24 protein-coding genes are annotated in these 25,516 nt (G+C 31.9%); 4 read left to right on the plus strand and 20 right to left on the minus strand.

Features of this window, described 5'->3' with window-relative positions:
* The first annotated feature begins 15 nt into the window (after window positions 1–15).
* A complete protein-coding gene (locus tag AMD28_RS16150; protein WP_476703242.1) occupies window positions 16–714 on the plus strand; it encodes a M15 family metallopeptidase in 699 nt (232 codons plus the stop codon).
* Here the strand turns inward: AMD28_RS16150 and AMD28_RS16155 are convergent.
* The 3 genes from AMD28_RS16155 to AMD28_RS16165 form a co-directional block, all read right to left on the minus strand.
* Window positions 682–1,668 carry a peptidase associated/transthyretin-like domain-containing protein gene (locus tag AMD28_RS16155; RefSeq protein WP_055445184.1) on the minus strand — a complete coding sequence of 329 codons (987 nt, stop codon included), beginning with the start codon at window positions 1,666–1,668 and terminating at the stop codon, window positions 682–684. The two genes, AMD28_RS16150 and AMD28_RS16155, sit on opposite strands and share 33 nt — an antisense overlap.
* Before the next feature lie 420 nt (window positions 1,669–2,088).
* A complete protein-coding gene (locus tag AMD28_RS16160) occupies window positions 2,089–3,876 on the minus strand; it encodes a DUF885 domain-containing protein (protein ID WP_055445185.1) in 1,788 nt (595 codons plus the stop codon).
* 102 nt (window positions 3,877–3,978) lie between these two features.
* Window positions 3,979–4,326 carry a DUF6249 domain-containing protein gene (locus AMD28_RS16165; protein ID WP_055445186.1) on the minus strand — a complete coding sequence of 116 codons (348 nt, stop codon included), beginning with the start codon at window positions 4,324–4,326 and terminating at the stop codon, window positions 3,979–3,981.
* 64 nt (window positions 4,327–4,390) lie between these two features.
* Here AMD28_RS16165 and AMD28_RS16170 point away from each other — a divergent pair, with 64 nt between their 5' ends.
* Window positions 4,391–5,056: an RNA polymerase sigma factor gene (locus tag AMD28_RS16170; RefSeq protein ID WP_338035245.1), complete on the plus strand. Its 666-nt coding sequence runs from the start codon at window positions 4,391–4,393 to the stop codon at window positions 5,054–5,056.
* Window positions 5,037–5,450, plus strand: a complete 414-nt coding sequence (locus AMD28_RS16175; RefSeq protein WP_055445187.1) for a hypothetical protein — start codon at window positions 5,037–5,039, stop codon at window positions 5,448–5,450. Before AMD28_RS16170 ends, AMD28_RS16175 begins: the two co-directional genes overlap by 20 nt.
* Window positions 5,451–5,452: 2 nt before the next feature.
* On the opposite strand, the gene AMD28_RS16180 is transcribed toward AMD28_RS16175, so the two are convergent.
* From AMD28_RS16180 to AMD28_RS16220, 9 genes are all read right to left on the minus strand, one after another.
* A complete protein-coding gene (locus tag AMD28_RS16180; RefSeq protein WP_055445188.1) occupies window positions 5,453–6,766 on the minus strand; it encodes a hypothetical protein in 1,314 nt (437 codons plus the stop codon).
* 615 nt (window positions 6,767–7,381) lie between these two features.
* Window positions 7,382–8,623: a DEAD/DEAH box helicase gene (locus AMD28_RS16190; RefSeq protein ID WP_055445190.1), complete on the minus strand. Its 1,242-nt coding sequence runs from the start codon at window positions 8,621–8,623 to the stop codon at window positions 7,382–7,384.
* Window positions 8,624–8,720: 97 nt separating this feature from the next.
* A complete protein-coding gene (locus tag AMD28_RS16195) occupies window positions 8,721–10,307 on the minus strand; it encodes an FUSC family protein (protein ID WP_338035246.1) in 1,587 nt (528 codons plus the stop codon).
* A 26-nt stretch (window positions 10,308–10,333) separates the two neighbouring features.
* Entirely contained in the window at window positions 10,334–10,978 is a 645-nt protein-coding gene (locus AMD28_RS19120) for an FUSC family membrane protein (protein ID WP_338035247.1), read from the minus strand.
* Window positions 10,979–11,054: 76 nt separating this feature from the next.
* Window positions 11,055–12,062 (minus strand): transglutaminase domain-containing protein, encoded by a 1,008-nt coding sequence (locus AMD28_RS16200; RefSeq protein ID WP_161804647.1) that lies wholly within the window; start codon window positions 12,060–12,062, stop codon window positions 11,055–11,057.
* Between the two features lie 13 nt (window positions 12,063–12,075).
* Window positions 12,076–12,753, minus strand: coding sequence for a carboxypeptidase-like regulatory domain-containing protein (locus tag AMD28_RS16205; protein WP_055445192.1), 678 nt, complete (start codon window positions 12,751–12,753; stop codon window positions 12,076–12,078).
* Between the two features lie 116 nt (window positions 12,754–12,869).
* Window positions 12,870–13,430, minus strand: a complete 561-nt coding sequence (locus AMD28_RS16210; protein ID WP_152975638.1) for a hypothetical protein — start codon at window positions 13,428–13,430, stop codon at window positions 12,870–12,872.
* Window positions 13,431–13,451: 21 nt separating this feature from the next.
* Window positions 13,452–14,033 carry a MiaE family protein gene (locus tag AMD28_RS16215; RefSeq protein WP_055445194.1) on the minus strand — a complete coding sequence of 194 codons (582 nt, stop codon included), beginning with the start codon at window positions 14,031–14,033 and terminating at the stop codon, window positions 13,452–13,454.
* Window position 14,034: 1 nt separating this feature from the next.
* Window positions 14,035–15,906 carry a Xaa-Pro dipeptidyl-peptidase gene (locus tag AMD28_RS16220; RefSeq protein WP_055445380.1) on the minus strand — a complete coding sequence of 624 codons (1,872 nt, stop codon included), beginning with the start codon at window positions 15,904–15,906 and terminating at the stop codon, window positions 14,035–14,037.
* A gap of 216 nt (window positions 15,907–16,122) precedes the next feature.
* On the opposite strand from AMD28_RS16220, the gene AMD28_RS16225 reads away from it, so the two are divergent.
* Window positions 16,123–16,719 carry a DUF4468 domain-containing protein gene (locus tag AMD28_RS16225; protein WP_055445195.1) on the plus strand — a complete coding sequence of 199 codons (597 nt, stop codon included), beginning with the start codon at window positions 16,123–16,125 and terminating at the stop codon, window positions 16,717–16,719.
* Window positions 16,720–17,033: 314 nt separating this feature from the next.
* Here AMD28_RS16225 and AMD28_RS16230 read toward each other — a convergent pair whose 3' ends face one another.
* From AMD28_RS16230 to AMD28_RS16265, 8 genes are all read right to left on the minus strand, one after another.
* The gene (locus AMD28_RS16230; protein ID WP_055445196.1) at window positions 17,034–17,327 is read right to left on the minus strand and encodes a hypothetical protein; all 294 of its coding nucleotides are present in this window, start codon (window positions 17,325–17,327) and stop codon (window positions 17,034–17,036) included.
* On the minus strand, window positions 17,317–19,461 hold the full coding sequence (locus AMD28_RS16235; protein ID WP_055445197.1) for a hypothetical protein: 2,145 nt from the start codon (window positions 19,459–19,461) through the stop codon (window positions 17,317–17,319). Before AMD28_RS16235 ends, AMD28_RS16230 begins: the two co-directional genes overlap by 11 nt.
* Before the next feature lie 351 nt (window positions 19,462–19,812).
* Window positions 19,813–20,238: a hypothetical protein gene (locus AMD28_RS16240; RefSeq protein ID WP_055445198.1), complete on the minus strand. Its 426-nt coding sequence runs from the start codon at window positions 20,236–20,238 to the stop codon at window positions 19,813–19,815.
* Window positions 20,239–20,655: 417 nt separating this feature from the next.
* On the minus strand, window positions 20,656–21,165 hold the full coding sequence (locus AMD28_RS16245) for a hypothetical protein (RefSeq protein WP_055445199.1): 510 nt from the start codon (window positions 21,163–21,165) through the stop codon (window positions 20,656–20,658).
* Window positions 21,166–21,312: 147 nt separating this feature from the next.
* Complete coding sequence (locus AMD28_RS16250; RefSeq protein WP_055445200.1) at window positions 21,313–22,080, minus strand: M15 family metallopeptidase; 768 nt, start codon at window positions 22,078–22,080, stop codon at window positions 21,313–21,315.
* 6 nt (window positions 22,081–22,086) lie between these two features.
* Entirely contained in the window at window positions 22,087–23,037 is a 951-nt protein-coding gene (locus AMD28_RS16255) for an SH3 domain-containing protein (RefSeq protein WP_055445201.1), read from the minus strand.
* A 426-nt stretch (window positions 23,038–23,463) separates the two neighbouring features.
* Window positions 23,464–23,763 (minus strand): TM2 domain-containing protein, encoded by a 300-nt coding sequence (locus tag AMD28_RS16260; RefSeq protein WP_055445202.1) that lies wholly within the window; start codon window positions 23,761–23,763, stop codon window positions 23,464–23,466.
* Between the two features lie 450 nt (window positions 23,764–24,213).
* Window positions 24,214–25,308 (minus strand): hypothetical protein, encoded by a 1,095-nt coding sequence (locus tag AMD28_RS16265; RefSeq protein ID WP_055445203.1) that lies wholly within the window; start codon window positions 25,306–25,308, stop codon window positions 24,214–24,216.
* Window positions 25,309–25,516: the final 208 nt, after the last annotated feature.

Raw genomic sequence — 25,516 nt, forward strand, 5'->3', positions numbered from 1 at the left:
TTTAAAGATTCTAATATGAAAATTAAGCTTGCTTTTTTACTATTTCTATTGCAATTATCAGCGTTTGCACAATTACCAGAAGGATTTGTTTATGTAGAGGATGTAATTCCGTCTATACAATTAGAACTTCGTTATTGTTTGAATAATAATTTTGTTGGTGAACCAGTAGACGGATATCATGCAGAGGTTTGCATACTTACTAAGCAAGCCGCTTATGCTTTAAAAAAAGTACAAGAAGATTTAAAAAAGGACAGTTTGTCTTTAAAAGTATTTGATGCGTACCGACCACAACAAGCGGTGAATCATTTTTCTAAATGGGCAAAAAATGTGAAGGATACTTTAATGAAACAGCAGTATTATCCAAATGTGGACAAGCGTAATTTATTTAGAGATGGTTATATCGCTTCAAAGTCTAGACATAGTAGTGGTAGTACTATCGATCTTACTATTGTGGATTTAAAAACAGGAAAAGAACTAGACATGGGAACGCCTTATGATTATTTTGGAACGCCTTCTTGGTATCTTCATGAAGGTTTAACTCAAGCACAAAAAGCCAATAGAGCATTATTACATACTATAATGCTAAACATGGCTTTAGACATTATCCAAAAGAATGGTGGCATTTTACGTTACGAGGCGAGCCTTTTAAAAATCAGTATTTTGATTTCCCTGTGGAATAATTTACTCTTCCTCTTTATACACCTGCAGCCCTAAACCAATTGCATAATTATTTAGCCCAGCTTTTAACAGGTTGGAATCCTGAATATTCTTCTTGTCGAATAAAACCCATTGGTTGTTATTTAAAAACACACGTTTTACGAAAGTTTTTGGCGTTTTTACTTGATCGGTAAAAGGTAAAAGAGGTCTAAAGGTGGTCGATACTTTTACAATGCCACGCGCTGTTTTTACTTCTCTGTATTTTTTGTTAGGTAATAATTTTCCGGCTTTATCGGTATAGCCTAAAACTTGAAGCGAAACAAACATCCCTTCTTTAGGAATATAAATATTATTGCTAGAAACATCTACTTCAAAAACACTTTCACTAGCTTCTGTAACTCTGAAAATTATTTTATCGTAGGTTAAAACATCACCAGGAAGTCCATCTTCGTTTTCATAAAACTGCACGCGAAATAAAGTAGAAAATGGAAGTTTATTCGACGTTTTTGTTTTGCGTTTACTCCAATCTTTTGCTTCTACTTTAATGGGTAAAAGTAAGGTGTTTACTTTTTTTGCTTTCGCAGGATTATCGTTATCAAAATAAACGGCAATTTCACTTTCTATAGTTGGTAACCAACATTTGTAGTAATCGTCGTGTACGGTTGGTTTTAAGGTTTCTTCTTTAGATTTTCCTTTTGGAGTGTAGCGTAAAAGTACTTCGTCTAAAGCATCTTGAAATGGTAATAGCTCTACCGTTTTTGTCAGATTTACAGTGGCTACTTTATAGTCTTTATAGCCTAAAGCTGAAATAAAAAGCGTGTCTATATCTGCATATAGTTTTTTTGTAAAAATGAATTTCCCTTCATCATCGGCAAAAATTCCATGTCCATTTCCAAAGGAAACTGTAGCATAGGATACCGGATTTCTATTTTCTTGATCTACAATCGTTGTTTGACTAAAAGTGATACTACTTAGTAAGTAGGTAAATATTATAATTGCGTTTTTTATCATTTTGTTTTTTTTCTTCTCGATACAATCCCGAAGAAAAATCGGGATCACTGCGCTTCTCGATACAATCCCGAAGAAAAATCGGGATCACTGCGCTTCTCGATACAATCCCGAAGAAAAATCGGGATCACTCGAAGTGACATGACGATTATGTTATTGTCAGTTCGAGTGTTTCGACTTTAGGAGAAATGTATCGAGAACATCTTGTTTTAAAAGTATTAATTTAAAATTTCTTTAAAAAAACACTACGCTTCTTAAAGCCATTTACTTGTTTCTTATAATTGCGCTTCTCGATACAATCCCGAAGAAAAATCGGGATCACTGCGCTTCTCGATACAATCCCGAAGAAAAATCGGGATCACTGCGCTTCTCGATACAATCCCGAAGAAATATCGGGATCACTCGAAGTGACATGACGAGAACCTATTTGTTTGCTGCAATCCAGTTATCGATTTTATTTTCTAATAAAGCTAGTGGTACACAACCCGTTTCTAAAACTTGGTTATGAAATTGTCTAATATCAAATTTTGCACCTAGCTCTTTTTCGGCTTTTGCACGAAGCTCCATAATTTTAAGTTGCCCTATTTTATACGATAATGCTTGTCCGGGATTCGCCATATAACGTTCAATTTCAGAAATGATACTTGCTTCGCTTTCTGCTTCATTATCTAATGAATATTGAATGGCTTGCTCACGCGTCCAACCTTTTACATGCATTCCTGTATCTACTACTAAACGAATTGCTCTGTGCATTTCCATACCTAACATTCCGAAATACTGGTACGGATCGGTATATAAACCTAACTCTTTGCCTAACGATTCGCTGTACAAAGCCCAACCTTCACCGTAAGCGCTATACCAAAGTGTTTTTCTAAATTCTGGTAAATCTTCATCTTCTTGTTGTAAAGAAATTTGGTAATGATGTCCTGGAATGGCTTCGTGTAAAAATAACGCTTCGTCACTAAATGTATTGTATTTGGCAACGTCTGGAATTGGTGTGTAAAAAATACCTGGTCGCGTACCATCTAAAGATCCTTGATTGTACTCTGCACTTGCTGATGCTTCTCTAAAAGCTTCTGTACGTCTAACCTCGAAAGCTGTTTTTGGAGTTACATCAAATAATTCTGCTAACTTTGGTTTCATGGTTTCATGAATGGTATTAAAGTTATCTAATACTTGTTGCGGATCTGTAAAAGGCATGAGCTCTTTATTGTTTCTTACAAAATCAAAAAACGATTTTATATCTCCTTCATAGCCAACTTGGGTTTTTACTTTTTCCATTTCCGATAAAATTCTAGCGACTTCTTTTAATCCAAGTGCATGAATTTCATCTGCAGACCTATTCGTCGTCGTGTACTTTTTTATTTGATGGTTGTAATATGCTGCTCCTTTTGGTGTTGCAGAAATTCCGCTAGATGCTCTTCCCGCTTTTAAGTAGGTTGTGCTCATAAAATCGTGCATTTTTTTATATGCAGGAATCACTTTGTCTTTTACCATTGTGGTGTAAGATGCGGTTAGTTTTTTCTTGTCTTCTTCCGAAAAACCTTCCGGGAAATTTTTTATTGGTTGATAGAATAAATGATTTTCTACATTAGCTTCCGCCATGGCAGCCATTTGGGGAATTACTTTTTTAATCAATGCTTTTGGTAATACATGACCAGATTTTATTCCTTCTTTCATATTGCTTTCCGCGGAAGCGAGCCAAAGTAAATAACCGTCTACGCGTTTTAACCAATTGTTATAATCTGTAACCGTCTTAAAAGGTTGTGCTCCAGAACCACTTGCAAGTTGCCCGATATTTAAATGCGGCGACCACATTTGATCGATTGGCATGAGGTCTTTTTTAAAGGATAAATCGGCAAGATTAATATCAATATCCCAATTTAAAGTGGCTTTACTTAATTTTTCGCTTTCGTTTAGGTCTGTGTCTTTATACCTGTTTAAAATATTTTTATAATTGATATAATAGGCTTTCTGTTTTGCCTTGTATATTGGAGATAAAAAGTTTGGCATTTTATCATTATATCGGTTGTCACCAGCAAATGTTGCAGCTATAGGATTTAGCTTTAAACCATCTTGGTAGTAGGTATCCAACATGTTTTTGAATTCGGAATTCACTGTTGTTTTTGTTTCTGAAGTTTCTTTTTTCACTTCGTCTTTACAAGAAGTAAATGCAATACACAAACAAAAAAGAGCTAGAATGTTTTTCATCTTTTAAAAGGTTTCCTTATTAGAAATATAAAGATACATTATAAAATAAAAAAACTGCTAGTGATTGGCTAGCAGTTTTATGGGTTGAAGAAGTAGTAGGTGTTATTCTTTATCTAAATTTTTAGTTAGATTGAATCCTATAAATAATCCAACACCAGCCATAAAGAAAATAGTTGCAGGATAAATAGCGTCCTCATCTAGTGACGTGAAGCTATCTAATAAAGAAGCGATAAAAGTACCTAAGCCAATTCCCATTAATAATAAGGCTAAGTTTAAAATGAGTACTTTCCATATTGGAGCAGTGTGTCCCTTTGCTTTGGTGAAAATACTTGCATCTACACCTTTTTCAATAAGTGCTAAACGTTCTTTGTTTCTAGTAGAAAAGTATAAATAAAATACTCCGAAAATTGCACCAAATATCACTGGTAAAATAATTAATTCTGATCCCATAATTGTTTGTTTTTAATTGATTAATTTTATGTGTTCTTATGCTTAAGACGACAACTTTTAAAGGATGGTTACAACTTTTTCAAAATATTTTTTACTAGAGGCTGTAACCAAGTCTGCTATTTTGTCGTCCAATGCGCAAATGACCACTAACCAAGATCAAATAATCATCCAACAAATCCTAGAAGGAGATACCAAAGCGTTTGCTGTATTGGTAGATCGTTATAAGGACTTGGTATTTACTTTAGCCATACAAATGCTGAAGAATAGGGAAGAAGCAGAAGAAGTTTCGCAAGATACTTTTATTAAAGTATTTAAAAAGTTGAAAAACTTTAAAGGCGATTCTAAATTTTCTACTTGGATTTATAGAATTGGTTATAACACCTGTTTAGATAGAATTAAAAGTAATAAGCGAAAGCAAAACACCGTTGCTATTAATGAATTTACAGCACATGAAGTAAAGACTTTAGATAATGCTTTAAGTATTATGGAAGCACAAGAAAGTAAGCAAGCGATTCAGGATTGTTTGCAAATGTTACCTGCAGCCGATTGTGCGTTACTAACCTTATATTATTTTGAAGAACTTTCTTTAGAAGAAATTGGGAAAGTTATTGGTGTAAAAGCAAATCATGTAAAAGTAAAACTATTTAGAAGTCGAAAAAAACTAACTACCATTTTGCAGAATAAATTAGAACCAGAAATCATTGAAAGTTATGCAAGAGAAAGAAAATAAAAACATAGAGGAATTAGTCGATAAGATGATGCATTCGTTATCTGTGGAATCTCCTTCGGTAGATTTTACCAATAGTATCATGTCACAAGTGGAAGCTTTAGAAAGTAAAAAAGTGACGACTTACAAGCCTTTAATTCCTGGTTATTTGTGGTTTGTTGGCGGATTTTTGTTAGTTGCAATAACGGGCTATTTATTTCTGAGTACTACTACCGAAGAATCTACGTGGTTTCATGCTTTAGATTTTAGTAAGCTCACTAATAATAACCTAACACAGTCCCTTTCTAGCTTTAGTTTGCCTAAAACATTGATGTATGCTATTCTTTCTTTAGGATTAATGATTTGTATTCAGATTCCTGTTTTAAAACATTATTTTGATAAACGATTAAGTGTGTAATATTAATCGGGATAATACCAAAAAGGAATACTAATAATAGTTCCTAAAGAATCCTTTTCTGGTTGCATTTTTCTTTTTAATTGAAGAATATGTTTTCCTTTTTGTAAGCTGTCTAATTCTATAATAGTTTCAAAACCAATTTGTTTCTTTTTGTTTTCGGAAAGGATATAGTCTTGATTATACTTCATGTTGTCTATAGATATTTTATATATCTGTTTAAAGGTTTTTAAATATTCTGTAATTAAACTGTCTTTGTTTAGTTTTCTACTATTAGAGTTAATAGAAATACTACTACTAAGACCACGTTTATCTTTTTCAGGTTTTAACGAAGGATTAAATTCTATAATTCGATCTTCAATATTTTCTACATAAGGAATGAAAAAAGGGAGAAAAGGTTTTGTAATAATCTTTTTAGAAATAGCTGCTGTTATTACCTGTTCTTTTTCCGGTAAAGTATCGTAATAATTATTATTACTTGCAAACTGATTTGTTGAAAGATTGGTGGATTTTATATAATTGGAAGTTTTATAATAGGTGGATGTGGATAAAAAAATCAGAAAATATAAAGGAAATAATAAGTAGCTAATACGTCTACCAAACTTGTTGTCTAGAAAATTGTAGACCAATGGTCGGTATAAAAAAGAAAGTGTGAAAAAACTAAAGACTTTATAAAAAGGGAAATAGATTGTAGAGAGCCATTTTTTCTTTTTCAAAAAACCTTGCGTAATAAAATCTATAAAGGTTAAAAGAACACCAATTAAAAATACAATACCGAGAGTATTTCCTATAAAAAATAAAACATTAGAATAAGGACCTTGATATAGATTGAAATAATGATTTCCAATTAAATATATAACGAGTAACATGGTTAGTCCTAAAACGTAAAAAACCATTAAGAAGGAAACCGCAAACATGATGCTACAGTAATCTTCTAGTCTAGAAATATACCTGTCGAATGAGCCTACTTTTCGTTTTAAATAGGTGGTGAATTTTTCAGAATACTTTAGTTCGTCATAATCAATATCTCCAGAAACATAACGTAAACCTAAAGCGCCAATCCATAAGCCACGCAATAAAACATGAATGATTAAATTGAATAATAAAATAAATATAATAGGTGTTGCACTTGCTAATAATCCAATTCTGTACACGTTAGCATCTTGAGCGTTTTGCGCGTACTCCTCAAATATATAACTTTGAATACTAAACAATCCAAAAATAGCAAAACCAGAAATCAGTAATTCTAATTGCCAACTTTCTTGTTGTAATTTATCTAGTAGTTTTTTAAAGACATCTGAAGTGTAATCGTTTCTCATGCACAGGGAGTTGGTGTAGCAAGATAAACAAAATATTAGTCTTTAATACGTACGTTGAAAAATGGCGTTTTTATTTAGAGGAAAGGGGAAAAGGGAAAAAGGGAAAAGGGAAAAGGGAGAAGGGAAAAGGGATAAGGGAAAAAGGATAAAAGAGATTTCTCGATATGCTCGAAATGACATAAGTTTCAGTCATCAGTCATCAGTCATCAGTCATCAGTCATCAGTCATCAGTCATCAGTCATCAGTCATCAGTCATCAGTCATCAGTCATCAGTCATTGTCTTGCAGGAGTAATTGTTTCAGAGATTTCTCGACATGCTCGAAATGATATAGGTTTACGTCTTCCGTCGTTTTTTAATTTTTAATATAATTAGTTCTCGATACTAAATTGCAAAAAAGCAATTTCACTCGAAATGACATAAGTTTCAGTCATCAGTCATCAGTCATCAGTCATCAGTCATCAGTCATCAGTCATCAGTCATCAGTCATCAGTCATCAGTCATCAGTCATCAGTCATCAGTCATCAGTCATTGTCTTGCAGGAGTAATTGTTTCAGAGATTTCTCGACATGCTCGAAATGACATAGGTTTCAGTCTTCAATCAACAATCAACAATCCTAATACCAACGCTTCTTTTTCTTTTTTGAAGCTTCGCTTTTACGACCTTTTTTATGCTTACTTCCTGTTTTTTTAGAAGTATGTCTCACCGCTTGTGCTTTAGGATCTAAAGGATACGGATGGTCTTCTTCAACAGGAATCTGTACATTAATTAATTGCTGAATGCTTTTAACATAGGCTTTCTCATCGGCAGAAACTAAAGAATACGCTGTTCCAAAATTACCAGCACGACCTGTTCTACCAATTCTATGTACGTAGGTTTCTGGTACGTTTGGTAAATCGAAATTGATAACCGCGTCCAACTCATTAATATCAATTCCACGAGCAGCAACATCTGTAGCAACCAAAATATTTACATAGCCATTCTTGAACTTTTTAAGTGCATCTTGACGTAAGTTCTGGTCTTTGTCACCATGAATAGTTTCTACTTTAAAGTCATTATTCAAAAGTGTTTTTTCTAACTTATCGACACCATATTTGGTACGTCTGAAAATTAGAATATTTCCTTTTATCGTTTTACGAAGTAAGTGTAAACACAATTCAATTTTATCCTTTTTTGGTACGTAATACAACACCTGACTAACATTTTTTGCAGCAGTAGAAGTAGGCGTAATAGCAATACGTTCTGGCGCATTTAAAATAGTATTTGCAAGTTGTTCTACTTTAAAAGGGATGGTTGCCGAAAACAATAAAATCTGTTTTCCTTCCGGACAAAGGCGTTCTACTTTTTTTACATCATCAATAAATCCCATGTCCAACATAAGATCTGCTTCATCTAAAACCAAAGTTTCCACATAATCCAGATTCAAACAATCTTGTTTGTGTAAATCTAACAAACGTCCAGGCGTAGCAATTAAAATATCAACTCCCTTTTTTAATACGTCTTTTTGTGGTTCTATACTTGTTCCTCCATAAATAACCGTACTTGTTAAATTGGTGTTTTTGGCATAGGTTTTAAAGTTTTCCTGAATTTGAGAAGCTAATTCTCTAGTCGGACTTACAATTAACGCACGAATCTTTTTTCCCTTTTTAGATCCTTCTTGCTTGTCGTATAACAATTGTAAAATTGGCAAAGCAAATGCTGCCGTTTTACCAGTTCCTGTTTGCGCAGAACAAATAACATCTTTTCTGTCTAGCACAAAAGGAATTGTTTTTTCTTGTACTAAGGTAGGATTGTCGTAACCAGCATCTGCAATAGCACGTAGCAAAGGTTTGTTTAGTTGTAAGTCTTTAAATGACATGTAATTTATTTTGTGCAAAGATAACCTAAAAGTAATGGAAGTCTTAAAATAAAATTATCCCTTTTTCACTTCCTTCCATACGGTGTAACGAAACCCGTTAATTAAAAACCGAAGTATACTTTAAAGTGACATTGTTTAAATTAATGGATAACGATTTTAGCCAGAGTAATTGATTGCTAATCAAATGTGCTTCTTGTAGATTTAATAGGGTTTTAGTATCAATTTGGGTCTGACCAGCTTGAATCGCAATATCTCTTTTTTGCGATAAATAAGCATAGCGTTTTTGCAGTTTTTCATGTGCTTGTACTATTTCTTTTTCTTCGGAAACCGTAAGCGTTTCATTACTCTCTAATTTGGAAGCCGCTTGTTTTAAGGAAGTCGTAATATCTGCAATAATAGTATCAAATTCCTCGGAAGCAGAAGTCGTTTTGTGATTTAAAATATAGGTTCCAATAGATGCAATAGCAGAAAGAACGGTGTGGTTTAAGGTTACCATTTCATAAATTAAAGCCGATTCTTTTTGTTTCGATCTTGGATCTTGTGTTAATCTTTGAAAGGCTGCATTTAAATTACTCATGGCTAAAAAAGCCTTCTTTCGGGATAATTTATAGGCTAAACTATTTTCCTTTTTGTTATGGTATAAATTCTTAGTAGCTTCTAAATAGGCACTATTAGAAAGCATGACATCTACAATAACAGCATCTAGGTTTTTATATTCCCAACTTGGGAACAATAAATAGTTGGCTAGAACTGCAATAATAGCTCCAAGTATAGTATCTATAACACGATATTGAACCACCAAAAATGCATTAGGATCTATCAAGGCATAAACAAACACAATATTTAAAGTGATAAAAGCAGCGCCAACTTTATAGCTTTGCTGAATTAAAGAAAAAGCAAAGGTTAAGGACACCACAGCCAATACCATGTAAACCGTCGTGTTTTTGGTAATTAAAATAATGCTTGTTGCTATTACTGCTCCAATAATGGTTCCTATAATTCTATTTTTAGAACGTTCTTTGGTTAAACCATAATTAGGACGCATAATCACAATGATGGTTAATATAATCCAATAGGCATTTTTTAAGTCTAATAAACTACCTAGTAAAAAACCAAAAACAATAGCTGAAGAAAGTCGTAATGCATGCCTAAGCATTGGCGAATTAAAACTAAAATGCTGTAGTAATATATTAAAATTGTATTCTTGCGAGGTTAGAAATTGTTTTGATTCTTGTGTTTTTAACCTTGCTTTTGAATTGTCTTTTACCTTGCTTAATACACGTCTAATGGCTTTTACTTCTTGTACTAATTGCTTTTGGTAATCTTGAAGGTTTCGAAGTGTAATGGCTCCTTCGCGAGCTTTTGGTAATCCTACTTGGTCGACATATTCTAGTATTGCCTGCTCTGTTTTTTTAGCTGCTTTATTTAATAAATCGATGTCTGGAAGTTCTCCTTTTTTTATTAATAGTTCCGATAAAGTGATGAGGTGATTACCCATGACTTTATTCATTTTTTTGAAAGATTTTAAATGCGTTTTATGCAAGCCAAATAGCGAATCTATTTTAGAATAATCTAAAGAGTTTGCTAATGCCAATTCAAAAATATCGACTAAAGATATAAATATTAAAAGGCGTCGTTCATTAGAATGCGATCTACCAGAACGTTTTCTTCCTTCAAAAAGCAACTCTCTTAATGTTTCGTGTTTTTCACTTATTTGTGTTTGAAGTACAAATGCTTTGTGGAAAGTTTTTCACGCTTATTCGGCTTGGTAAGTAGCTTTGCTCTAACTTTTAAATATTTTCCAGTAAGGGATAAGGTGTCCGATAATAGCTGGTCGTCATCCTTTTTAGGAAACAACCAATTCGATAATAAGGATACGGTTAAATACCATAAACCTCCTATTCCTAATAAACCAACATGAAGCAACATCGATTTTAAATCTGGTTTTGCAACAGCTAATGCCAATACAATGGCTAATAATCCGGAAAAGGAAATTAAGGAAGCTCTAAAACCATAGACCGAAATTAAACTAATCGCAAAACTTAAAATTGCAATGGCTATGAGTAGTAAAACAAAAACAGGTTTGGTTATAAAAACAATAAACGTCACCAGCATGGTAAGCACAATGCTAATTAATATCCCATTAATTTTACGTTTTAAACTTCCCGGAATATCACTTGGTGCATTTAAAAAAGTACCAAGAGCAATAGCTGGAGCGTAGGCAAATAAGCCAATAGTGTTAAAAATAAATAGCGGTAAAACAACAGCAACAGTTAATACAACGCCTCTGTAAAAACTAGAGCCTTTCAGGAATAGTTCGGTGGTTTTTAAATAGGTTTTTAACTTGTTCTGCATCGTAATGCAAAGGTAGTTTAATTGTTTTTAGCGATGTCAACCTTGTGTTAATTATAACCATAAAAAGTCCTGTTTTTTAACTTTTGGTTACGCTTATGGTATAGGTTGCAACAATGTCTTCTTCCATTTTTATATGCACATCATAATCGCCTTTGCGTTTAATTTGTGTGGTGAAACTTAGGGAGCCATTTTCGTTTTTAAGATTATAAATCGGAAAGGTTTTTTCCGAATTTCCAGAATATTGAATTAACGAAATGCTATTCGTATTCTCCTCTTTTAATGTTTTAATGCGAAACGGAATCTCTTCGTTTACTTTAGAATGCACTTGCATTTTTTTAGGATGTACCGCAATCATTTTATGCGTAAATGTTTCGCCATAGACTAGAGGAGAAGCAACAAAAGGAGAAGCTATTAAATTGCTATCTAATAACCATTTTTTTTGTGACGGATAATGGTTTTGTCCAAATAAAACTGGATCGGTTAAAAAATAACCATCGTTATAATCTTGCACAAAAAGCGAAGCATATACCATATAACCACTAGACCAAGTAGCATCACATAAATACCATTTGTTATTTAGTTTTACGGCATTCCAGGAATGGTTCGCAAGTTCTAAGTCGGTAATATTCGCTTCGGTAGATCTGCCATACCCATTAATAATTTCACATTCTATATGCGCTAAAAAACATAGTTCTTTAATTAAATAGGCATAACCGGTACACATGGTTTTTTTGTTTTTCAGTAGCTTTTTAAACGCTGTTTTCTTGTACGTGTTATTCCATTTTAGATATGCTACACTATCGTTTTTGAGTTTTTTTCTTTGCTTGGAAACTTTACTGTCTTGGTTCGCATCTCCTTGAATGTTTTTGCAAACCCAAGTATAAATTGCTCTAAATTTCTCCACATCTGTTTTTAAATGCGATGTAAGATGATGCGCAAGTAGCGGCAGATTTTCTAAACTTTTGCCTTCGTGAAGCATCGCAGTATTATCTGCAATCGTGAAGTCGATGTTTTTAAAATCCGATACTTGCGCAATAGCACTATTTAAAAAGAAAATAGCAATATAAAAGAGGATGTTTTTCATAAATGCTATGGGTTTATTTTCTTTTTGAAGCATACACTTTTTTAGATGCAACCTTTCCCATAAGCACAACTGTAGGCATAGACATATCTATTTGTAAATTGATTTCTGAAGTAGCATTTTGATTGCTAATAACTACTTTTTGTGTTTGGTAGCCTAGATAACTAATTAATAAAACATCTCCTTTTTTTAGTTTTTTAGGAAAGATAAAATAACCATCAAAATTAGTAGTCGTACCAATTGTTGTGTTTTGTAAAATAACATTTGCAGAAGGTAATGCCAAACCGTTTTCGTCTAAAATAGTTCCTTTTATTTCTATTTCTTGTTGTTGGTCTATGGTATTTATTTCGGAAGGATTTCCTGTAGCTTCTATTTTTTTAATGTCTTGTGCTTGTGCAGAAGTCATACTGAAAATAGCAAGACACGCTAATCCAATACCACTTAAAATATTTCTGATTTTACTTTTTTCTGGTTGGTATGGATAAGAAGTTAATTGGTTGCTATTAAATCTTCCGCAGGTGTTTTCTGTTTCTCTAGTTTTAAAATACGCGATGATTTCTGAAGCATTCATTTTGGTAAAGTCGATGACTTCTTTTTCGCAAGAATCGCAAAAACCTCCTTTTGCAGTTGGTGAAAATTTCTGAAAATCTTCAGAGCAAGGGGTTGTAATGTTTACGTGGATTTGATTTTTCATGATATAAGATGTTACTGTTAGTATACATCAAACCTATATATCTTAAAGGGGTTTTGAAACCGACAATTCGTAAAAGCTACTTTTCAATGCGTGAAGTGTCTTTTTCAGGAAGTCTGCTAATCACACAGATTCGCTTTTATACCCAATTGGTTGGCAAGCTTGCGTCTTCGTAAGGTTATTTTATTCGGATTGGTTTTTAAAAACTGAATCGGTAATTCGGTTCCTAAGGGAATCGCATCAAAAGTAGTTTGGTGCTCCAAAAAGCATTCCGAGGCATATGTTTTATGGTTGTAAGTAAATTCAAATGCTATTACGTAAAGAAATTCGGCTACCTTTTTAGATTTTCCGCCATGGAAAGCACTTGTAGTATGCGAATAATCATCCACTCTTTTATTGGTCACTTTTGCTGTGGTGTAGCTTCCGTGTTTTTTAGTGAGTGCTTGTTCATAATAATACAGGATGCTAGAAGGAAGTACATAGAGCATGAACGCTGTACTTAGTATGATAAAAGCAAATCCGAAAAGCATAAATCCGAATTTATTTTCTTCCACATGACTTCCTAGATAAGCAAAAGCACTTCCAAATAAAACGAAAACCAACCAAATACCAAAAAGCCCTACATGTTTTTTAAGGGCAAATAGTATACATTTTTTTCTATCGGAAAAGGAGAGTTTCAAAAGGTGCTTGGTTACCAGAAATTAGCCGTGAATGGTTTCGCTTTTACCATAACTTTTAATCAGTTCGCCTTCAAAATCTAAAAATTCTTGCCAGCGTTTTTCTACATCCACACCAGCACCATATTTTCTTGCAAAACCAATAAAAGTCGTGTAATGTCCCGCTTCACTAACCATAAGATCATGATAGAACTTGGCGAGTTCTTGGTCTTTCATTGTGGTCGATAAAAGCCTAAAACGTTCGCAACTTCTTGCTTCAATCATTGCCGAAAATAAGAGTCTATCTACCAATTGTTGGTTTCGGTTGCCGCCTTTCATTATAAATTTAGCCAGCTCATTGACATACGCGTCTTTTTTTACTGGACCTAGAGTATAACCACGTTCTTTAATAATATTATGCACCATTTGAAAGTGCTCTAATTCTTCTTGTGCAATGACTAAAAGATCGGTCACTAAATCCACATGTTGCGGATTTAGCGATACCAATTTAATCGCATTGGTTGCTGCTTTTTGTTCACACCACGCATGATCGACAAGAATATCTTCTAGGTTCGATTCTGCAATATTTACCCAACGAGGATCTGTTTCTAATTTAAGTCCGAGCATATTATTTTGTCGCTTTTAGTAATGCATTCATTCCTCCAACTACTGGAATGGAAATGTTTGTTTTATTTAAGTCGATAGTGACTTCTGTTCCTGGTTTTGGGTGTAGCGTAAATTCTTTATCACTAGAGAATATCACTAAACCTATTTGTTGTCCAGCAGGAATGATTTGATCGTCTGGTTGTAATTTAAATTTTAAATCGTAGAATGCTCCAGGTTTTAAAGCTTCACTTTCGGATATGGATTTCGAGTTTTGTGGATCTGCCCAACCACGAGTAATAATATTATCGGTAATCAACTTCGTGTCTTCTTTCCACGGAAGGGAAACCATCCAAACCGATAAATTTGCTGCAGATTTACTACTTGCAACGCTAATGGTAATTTCGCTTTCTCCAGAAAGATGTAGTTCCGATTTTAATATAGGCGTTACATATAATAATCTGTTTTCCGATTTTAAAGCTTGTGCATGTTCTTTTCCAGAGATATTAAAATCATCTACAAAAGTTTCCGTTTTAGGTTTTGTTTTTGGAGCATGAATCGATCCTAAGTTTTTTGCTTTTTCTTTTTGTTTATTCCACGTTAAAGCACCTGTTTTGTTTCCACCTTCTTGTAAATAAAGCGTTACATTTTTTGCTTCCGGATTTGGATATGCTTGATACGGAGTAGGATTATCTTGTTTGTCATTTTCTCTAACAATCCAAGCTTGTGCATCCTTTTCCACACCATTATCTATGCCATGTAAATAATGCGTAAACCAACGGTTCATCATCGTCATTGGAGGAGGTCCACCATGTCCGTTTTGATGGTAATATACTTGGGTATCTAATCCCATTTCTTTCGCTTTTTGGTAAATACGATTGCTATGTTCTGGCATCACATTCCAATCATTAAAACCATGCGACATTAATAAAGCCGCTTTCATGTTGGTCATCTGATTTAAATAATCACGTCCTTCCCAAAATTTATTATAATCACCCGTAATTCGGTCCATACCATTTTTCATTTCGGTATCTCTAACGGTTTTGTTGTTATACGGACGCTTACTTTCGTCACCACTATGAATAAAATCATATAACACATCAATATCTTCTCCTAAGTAACCACCTGGAGAACGCACCAATCCGTTGGATCTATAATAATGATAATAGGAAGTATTTGGCGCAATAGGAATAATAGCTTCAAGACCTTCCACGCCGGTTGTAGCAGCAGCAAGTGGAATCGTTCCGTTGTACGATGTTCCTGTCATACCTACTTTTCCGGTAGACCAAGTTGCTTTTACTTCTTCGTTGCCGTCTGGTGTGGTGTATCCTTTTGCACGACCATTTAACCATTCGATAACGGCTTTTGGTGCTAGCGATTCATTTTGTCCGCCAACCGTTGGACTACCTTGTGATAATCCTGTTCCTGGAGAAGACGAATGTACCACGATATACCCACGAGGTACCCATTTTTTAAGATGGGAGTTGGAAATGATTGGACGTTTTCCTAGTCGTACCACTTCTGGATGTACACGCTCTTTTGCGGTTTCCCCAAGTTCGTGTTCTACATCCCACATCACACCAGGAAGATCTGCTGCAACACCTGCAAAATACGGACTAGAAACATACACTACCGGTAATTTTAAACCTTCGGTATCGGTTTGTTTTGGTCTAGTCACGGCAACGTGCATTCTGTCTAGTGTATCGTCTCCGTCTGTATTAAAGGTAGTTTCTACCCAAAGATCCTGACGAATCCAATCTTTATAATCACTAAAACCGGGTACTATTTGTGCTTCACCGTCTTTAAAAACAGGAACCGTTTTTTCTTGTGCAAAACCAATGGTAATTGCTAAAAATAAGAGGGCAAAGAACCCGAATACATGTTGTCTTTTTTGCATAATAACGCTTGTCATAATTTGTTGGGACAAGTTAGTTATTTTTTGGGAATAGGGAAGGGGGGGAAATGTTAAGGGAATTGTAAATGTTTTGGGGGTTTAGTAATAATTTGTTTTATAGGGATGTTGTACGTAGTTTGTTAAAGTTATATAGTGTTGTAAATTATCAATTTAATAATTCTAATGAGGATACCTTTGAATTTAAATAACTATAATTCTATGAGATATTTATCATTATTTATGTTTATGTTATTTGTTATTCCAAATTTGTCAGCTCAGGATAACAATTATAAAATCGATGAAAACGAAAGTGTATATTTTGAAGAGATTCTTGATTTTAAAGGAATTTCCAGGGCAGAATTACATAAAAGATTAATAAAAGTATTGAAAATATCAGATTACTCATTGTTATACTTTGATGAGAATGAAATTTATGCAGTTGGTAAATTTGAAGTTAGATTAAGAAAGCATGCATTGGTTTTTTTTAAAACAGATGAATATAATTGTCTTTATGATTTAAAAATCAATATTAAAGATGGTAAAATAAAATTTAAGGCAACAAACTTTTTTCTCATTCCGCTTCAGATTAAAATTAGTTCTTTTGGATTAGGTGGACATAATTATTCTTCAGGAATGAGTAGTTTTTGGTCCACCACAAAAATCCCTTTAGATGTTCCAAAAATATCACTTGACCAATATCATAGAAAGAAAATGAATAAGGATAAAAATTTATTGTTTGATGATGTAGAGATTAATATTTCTTCTTTTCAAGAAACAATCATTAAAATATTGAATGAAGATGAGGATGATTGGTAACCCGACGAGGGTTTTGAGTTGTTTTAGTCTGAAAGATATTAAAAATATCTGCAAGACTAAAATGACTTAAAACCAAGAGTTCTTGTTTAGTGCGAAGCGAAGCTTTGCAATCAACAAGAACTCGGGCGAAGCCCTCGTCGGGTTCTGGTTAATGCGAGCGTAGCGGAGCATTAACCAGAACGGTTTTGTATAAAAAGAGTTGCGTTTTTGCGAGCGAGGATTTGACGCAGGAAAATCATACGTTACAAACACGCAACGACCTTTGGTTAAGCACTAAACCGCAATTATTTTTATACGGTGTTGTGCCCAGTATTTTATTCTTTATCAGTTAATTCATATTCTTCTAATTCAGTATGAATAGATTTGATTTCCGTATTTAGCTGATTTAAATATTCAACACAAATATTGTTATATAAATCTGAACTTTTGTCCTCTAGAACAAATTCAAATAACCCTTTTTTTAATTCTTTTAAAATTAAATTAAATGCTGATTTGACGTTATTTGGGTTGTCATCTGTTAAATTAATTTGGATTGGATTTTCTCCAACTTCAAGAACCAAATAAGTATGAGGTTCCTCCCTTTTAATAGTTGCTTTTTTAGTTTCCATATATTTTTCCTCTTTCTCCAAAGGCTGCTTTTCCTCCTTCTAATGTTTTCATACTAATTTCTTTCCAATCAAGACTTGGTCTTGAACCATAAATACAATTTAATGAGTTTGAAAATGGATTACCTGTTAGAGTAAATCCTTTCCCTTTGTCTTGAAGCCTGTAAATTGAATTATATGGTAATGTTCTAACAGCAATATTTGCATCGTGTGTTGCAATTATAACCTTTTTTGCAAGAAGTGCTTTTTCTTTTATTAAAGGTACTATTACATCATTAATATAATCATTTCCAAGACTTTTTTCTGGTTCGTCAATTAAGTAAATATCCTTATCGTCTGCTAATTCTTTATGTAATAGAATCATTGAAGACTCTCCATTTGAAGGGCTGTAAATTGTTCCGTTCAGCGTAAAATGTTTGTATTTTAATAGCAATTCGCTAAGTGAGTTAATTGTACTAATATTTTCTATCTCATTTAATTCTGTGATTTTTAAAAACAACTCATTTGAATGAATATATTTTGAAATAGAAATGATTGCATTTGCAAATTCCTTTTGAGGTGTTTTATAGACATTTTTCACAGCAGTATAATCTCCGTTTGAAAATGAACCATTCTGAAAAAACAAATTTGTTTTACATATTAACTCCCCTTTTTCTCCTAGACTGCCAGCATATTCTTCAATTGGATTTATAGATTGGTTTATTATTTTAATAATCTTTTTGGATGCTCTTTCTATTTTAATACGATTTCTGGAATATTCTAAGAAACCTGTTCTTGTTGGTTTTGGTGGTTGATTAGTCTTTTTTGCAATTTCATTATTGAAACAAGAAATAATCCCATTAAGTAACTTGATACTTTTGTTTTCTATAAAGTTTTGTTCTGTACCTTCTTTAAGTTGCACAAGTATTTTTTCAAGAATATTTCCAAGTTCAGTTATTAATTTAACATCAACATATTTAGGTATATCTGAGTTTTCATTTATATAATCCTTAAATGTCTTGAAATTGTCTAGAATATCAGTTATTTCTTCAAGTATTCTTTCAGATTTAGCTTCATCTGCTTGAGTAATATTCTTGATTTTTAACTTTTGAGAAATTTTATTTGTTTCTTGAAATGAAAAATGTAAATCATATTTGTTTAAAGTGGTTACTTTCTCTTCAGTAACTTCTTTAAGGAATTTTATTTCATCAATACAATTTTCAAGTCCAAAATCAGACGCATCACAATTGAATGAATTGCCTTTAATATCAAATACAGAGTTTAAATGATTATCATTTGATTTATAAACAGAAGTTTTATGTCCTTTGCTGTTGTAATGTTTAGAAAGAGACTCTAGTATGTCTGTTTTACCCGTTCCTTTACTTCCAAAAAGAATGTTGATATCAGAGTAGATATCTAAAATTATTTTCTCAAATGGGTCGCTATTAAAAGGAAATAGTTCAATACTTTCCTTAGATTTTTTATCTAAAATAGTACTTATTGTTGCTTCATCTTTTTCAAGTAAAAGACAGAATTGTTCGAAACTCTCAACGGGAAGTCTAAGCTCAGGTAAATTTTGTGATTGTTCTATATAATTATCCCAGTCTTGTACATCTGAGCCATAAATAGAATTATGTCCGTGACTTATGTATATTCCAGCCGATATTGAGTTAGTTGCTTCTTTTAAAATACGTTTGGGATTTGATACTAGATCAATTAGAATTTCTATTTCCTTATCTCCTAAATTTGGTTTTTTTACGAAGTAGTGTGCAATGTAAATACAATCTAATACGTCAAATTTTTCTACGGTTTCTTTTAATGAAATTGTAAAAATATCTGGATTTTTTTTATCTAATATTTCACTTACGGCATTATCAAAAGCTTGGTGGTTTTTCGGATTACATATAACTATTAGATGAGATCTTTTTCCATTTTCAAAAACATCAAGTTCAATTCCTGGCCATATTTGACAAAGACTTTCAACTCCATCTCTAAACTCTTCATATTGTTTAGCATCAAAATGGTTATGGTTGGTAATTGCTAAAATATTAACTTCAGTATCGCTCAGTATTTTGACAAACTTTTCTTTTTCTATGTTTCTTGTCGGTGCATCACCAGACTTTACTTTTCTTGTATGTACGTGAATGTCAATTTTCATTTCAAGGTTTTTCTGATATTGGACACAACGTGTTATATGCCTACTTTTATTATTATCCCCATAATAAATCAGGTTATACTAAGTTTCGGCTTACACGTCTAACAAACCTACCATTTTTCCTACGTATATGAAATACGTAGTTCTACGTATATTTGTTTTATAAATCTAAGTTACATCCCTCTGTTTTTTTAACCTTACGGTTTCCCGTAACGGTATATAAAAGGCATAAAAAAACCACCAAAAGAGATGGTTTTTATTTTTATTCAAGGGTTTTCTTATGTAGGCTAGAACTAAGCAATAAATTATATACAGTGTTGTGCGTTCGGCTTTTTTATATTTAATTAATCCGATTTACTCAATACGCCTTATAAATCTCTTATCTCGTTCGTTATTCCATTGTACTTTCCAAGTCGTTCCGTCTATTTGGTCAAGTAATATGAAATTGTACATATTTGGTGTAGGATAAAGTGCAAATCTGCCGTTTATTTCTTTATCTGGCAATACAAGTGAATATGGATTTAGGGATAATTCGCCCTCAAAGCCATTGGATATAGAAAAATGTACTTGCCATATTTTTCCATTTCGGGTGTTCAATTTAAGTAAAGCCCAAGTATTTTCAGTTGGAATTATTTTATAAATCGGAACTTCTAATTGTTGAACTTTAGTCGTTTTTTCGACTTTTTGTATCGTACTTATACTGTCTTGTTCTGTTTGTCCGTATGAATAAATAACAGTTAAAGTCAGAAAAGAAATTAGTATAAAATTCTTAATATTCATCTACGTAATTTTGTGTTATTTAAATTTAATATTTTTTACTTAAAATTCTAAAAAAAATCTCCGAATTAAATTCCGTTTTTTCCATATGTTTTGAGTTTCTGCTTTTTATTCAGAAATTTCCGATGCGAAAAACTGATTTTCGTTAAGCCTAAAATCCAGCTTAATTTTCCGAAAGAGTAAAAAAATCCAGCGTTATGATTTTACCATTCCGATTAAAATTCCACTTTGTTTTTTTGTTCGTAAATATCTAAAAGATTGAATTTTAGTTCAATTTTTATTGGTCTGTCAGCTGACGCACAACGGTACATAAAAGGCCTAAAAAAACCACCAAAAGAGGTGGTTTTTATTTTTATTCAAGGGTTTTCTTAAGTAGGCTAGAATCTGGTAATTAATTATATGCGGAGTTGTAACACGTATTTAAACTTTTAGATTTTCAATGAATTTAGCAACTTGCCTTTCAGAGTAATGCCCATTATACTGAATATAATCCCCTTGTTCGTTCAGAACCAATACTCCAAAACAGGATTTTTTTCTACTAAAAAAATTATTTAAAAGAAAATCGTTCTTATCATCAAAGTATTTGATGTTATCTAATTTTCTTTTCACTAGCTCTCCATTGGAAAGAACTTTAATATTTAAACAATCCTCAGTATTTATTTTGGAATAAAAATCTCTCCACCATTTTTTGCTATCAGATGTAATTTTGTTATTATCAAAATGACAACTAGAAATAGGTTGACTATAATTTATTATTAATAATTTTTCATTATTCCAGTTATAGTTTTTTTTGATAAAGTTCAGTTGTTCAGTGTTGATTTTATCCGCAAAGTCATAAAGAATAGGCTTTTCTTCTTGAGCCATACCTTTAATGCTATAAAAAGAGAAGACAATTAAAGTAATCAAAATTGGAAGTGAAGTTTTTTTCATATGTGTTACAACGGTTTTTTATAAAAATAGTTGCGGGTTTGTATGCGAGGATTTTCCGCAGGAAAATCAGAAGCTAGCAAACAAAGCAACTCACATAGGTTAAGCACAAAATAGCAATTTTTTATATACAATGTTAGCAAATGTTATTTATTCAAAGGCCTTTGATTTCAATGAAATTCCATTAACATATTCCGTTATCATTTTCGCTTTTTCAGCTAATTCAGAGCCTTTAAAATCACTTATATCTGAATAAGTAATATTTTCATTGTAGTAATTTAAATATCTACTTGCTAAAGGTAAGTATGACCAATGCCATTTTTCTAAATTATAACCAGTTCGTCCATTTTCTTTATTTGTATATACTTGATAAAAACCAAAATCATTTGCGTATTTTAATAGCCATTCATATTCCTCTTTTCCTTTTCCTTTTTCAAAATATGAATTATTTAAATTAATTAAATCCATATCAGTTCCCCAATGATGTCTGGATGTTGTTGGCATAGAACTATATTCTAAAATCTTTCTAGCTCTTTCTAAATGTTCTAAGTTTTTATATTTATCCCATTTTCTTTCCCAAATAGATTTTTGTTCATAAAAATTTCTTGTACCTGAAACTATCATTAGATTAATTCCATTTTTTTTTGCTGAAGTATACATTTCTTTAAAAGCTGTGTAGACTTCTTTATTTAGATAAATCCCTTTGGATGAATGATTAGAGTTTATTTTAACGAAAGTGCTATCACTTTTATAATCGAACTTGCCTAAAACAAAATCTTTTGTATAATTATAAACTGGTTTAACTATTATTTCATTTTGAGTTATAGCTTCTTTTGGTTTTGATATTTCTTTAGAAATTTCTTTTTTACAAGAAACAAAAAAAACTAATAATGAAAACGATATTATTATCTTATACATCTTAAATTATTTATCAAAACAACAACCGTGAATCCATCCAATTTTTCCACTTGGTGTTTTTACTTTATACCAATATTCTGTAATTTCATTATTCTTAATTGTTACAGTTGTTTGGTTATTTGATTTTTCAAGAAACTCAACTTCACTTCCGATAGCTAAATTTTCTATTTTTTCACTGTCTAATTCAGGACTTGTTCTAACTCTTAAATTATCAACTGAGATTGTAAAAAAAATTTGTTTTTTATCCTTTTTAGGTTTTTCAACAAATTCAACTTCTTTTTCGTTTTCTTTATTCTCGGTTGTTTTGTTCTTTACTTCTTTTTTTTCTTTAGTTGAACCAAAATTAAGGTTTCTTTTTTTTCCTTGCAGTTCTTTGATCTCTGCATCTTTAGATGTTATTACATATGACATATTCCAACCCATTTGCACACCTAACATTTCAATTCTTTCCAAATCATATTGATGTAAAAAGTCTTGCTTTACATATTGTGATATTTTTCTTGAGTCATCCCATTCAGAAATGTTGTAGTTAAGCATAGCATCTCGAACCCAGTTTTTTCTTTGTTCAAGCATTGCGTCAAAAAGGGTGCCTGCAACACTTGTTGATCCCATAAAACTATCTCCACTATTAAATTCAATTTTTTCAATAATAGAATTTGAAACAAAAAGTTTTATATTTCCTTCAAGTTTATTTATTGTAGTTTTTTCTTTATTAACATAAATATCGAAAAAGTTGTCTTGGTCTTTAGAAAGCAAGAAGTTATTATGTTCTCCTATATTATCGCCTATTTGTATAGAGTTTAGAGTAATAAATTCTTTGTCGATAGAAGGTGTTTTTAGCGTTTCTTGTTCTAATGTTTCTTTTTCTACTGTTTTTTTATCTCCATTTTTTGAATTACAGCTAATTAATAAAATTGAGCTTATTGTTAGAGTTGTAAGTAATTTTAATATTTTCATAGTTTGTTGGTTTTTTTTATAGATAATTCTGAATGTTTTTTGATTTTGTAGGATTGACAATAATAATCTGATTTTTTCTATTTTTATTACGGTTTTCCGTATCGCTGTTTTTAATATTTGCTAACGTATTTTATAGTAACTTTTATTACTCATAGCCCGAAAATATATCTGGTTATAATACGTTTTCTATTACTTATGCATTGTAAAGTCATGTTTAGCAAACCTATAATTTTTCTTACGCAAATAAAATACGTAGTTCTAAGTATATTTGTTTAGTAAAAGCAAGTTACAACAGTATATGTATTAAATATTACGGTTTTCCATAATGGCGCATATTAGGCATAAAAAAACCACCTGGAAAGCGGTGGTTTTTTAAATTAGGCTCGAACTAGCCATTAATTATATGTGGTGTTAGGTATCGTATTTTTATTCAGCTGTTTTTTTTTCCGCTTGAACAGGAGCAGGTGTTGGCTGCGCTGGAGCAGTAACATTTACGACAACATTTTGATTTACATTTCCTCTGTTTGGCCCAATAAATCCGTTCATTAAATTGTATTTATCAACCATTCCTCCAAGAATAAAAAGGTCAATTATCCATCCGATTCCGAATAATTGTCCTGTTAATAAATACAGAATTCCACTTCCAACTTTTCCAAGGTAAAATCTATGGGCAGAAAATATCCCAAGAAAAAACCATAATAAGTAAGCTACTCCTTTTGATTTCATAAAATTAATTTTTTGCTTATAAGATATAAATTCAGCGTTAGTTAATTGATTAGAGTTTGTAAATCTTTATCAGAGTTTAGTCCAATTACAAACTTTTCACTTATTTTTTTTATTTTTTACTTTTCATATTTACCTCGATTTTTGTCAATATGGTAGGTGACGTGTTATATCGTAACTTTAATTTCTTATAGCCCGTAAATGTATCAGGTTATAATAAGTTTACTAATAATCATATATTGTAAGGTCACGTTAAGCAAACCTGCAATTTTCCCTACGCAAATAAAATACGTAGTTCTACGTATATTTGTTTTATAAAACCAAGTTACAACCCTCTGTTTATTAAACCTTACGGTTTTCCGTAACGGTATATAATTGGCATAAAAAAACCACCAAAAGAGGTGGTTTTTTTATGTTGAGAAGGTTCTCGCTATCGATAAATTTTATACACCGTTATTTTAGTTCTACAAATTCCATAGTATCTTCATTATACGTATATATTATAGTTGTTTCTTCCTTTACAAATTTGTTCTTTTTCTCATCAAATTTTCCGTAAATATAATCTGCAATACAAAGAAGTTTTTCATTTTGTGTAGTAAATTTAATCATAACATTAGAAGCCCACCACGATTTCGAAAATTCATAGTCAGCTTCATTATTCCTTTCTTTTATAAATTTATCTACGTCCGTACCATCTATAGCTTGATTAGCATCAGAATATATACCTAAAGATTCTTGAAAATTTATAATATTAAGAAGTCTTGTTGATTTTTGTTGAAATCCTGCCGCTTCATGTGTACTATTAAGCTCCAAAAAGGTGAAATTTCCAATTTGTTTAATTTTGGGTAAGTGATCAAGTAGAGTTACTCCTCCTTCGAATTTTTTAAAAATATTTACAAAAACCCAATTATTACCTTCTTTTACAAATTTTATGATACTAAATGCAGAGTCTCCTATTGTTGCTGTGGTCATTCCTCTGTCAAAATCACCTTCACCGAAATAATTATATAATGGGTAATTACCAAATATGGCTAAAGAATATTGTTTACCTTCTAAAGTATAGTTTTCAAATTTGTGGAATTCAATTTCATATGCATCATCCTTCGTGATATAAGTTGCAATACTATCTGTTTTATATTCTTTTGCTTCAAAATATGTTCTTAACAGCTCTTTACTTTTTAATTCAAAAACTCCTAATTCTTTGTTTTTACTAAAATGAAAAGGAATTTGTTTTTCCCCATTTACACCACTCCATTTCCCATGGTATTCATCATTTTTATAGTTTCCATTAAAAAAACCTGTTATTTCGTTTTTATCATTAAATTCAGATAATCTTAATTCATTACTTTCTATTTGTCCTTGTAGATTAATCTGTTTTTTATTTATCGTTACATACCTGAATACACCTTTAAAAAAATCGCCTTCTTTTTTTAAAGATATTTCGGCATCAAATCCCCCTATTTTTCCTGTTAATATAATGTCAGTGTTTTGAGAATTACTATTACAACTGGTAAGAATAAGTATTAATAATAATATAGCTATTTTCATGTTTTTGATTTGGTTTTTTTATTGTGTCTAACGTGTTTTACAGCAACTTTTATGACATATAATCCGAAAATATATCAACTTTTGGTGAAATTTATATTTCTCATAAATTGTAAGATTATGTTTAAAAAACATATAACGTTTCCTACGTGTAAAACATACGTAGTGCGTATGTTTCATTAAGAAAACGAAGTTGCAACAGGCCTATTTA

Origin of the sequence: Lacinutrix himadriensis (assembly GCF_001418105.1) — a bacterium.
In the GTDB taxonomy this organism is placed as follows: Bacteria; Bacteroidota; Bacteroidia; order Flavobacteriales; family Flavobacteriaceae; genus Oceanihabitans; species Oceanihabitans himadriense.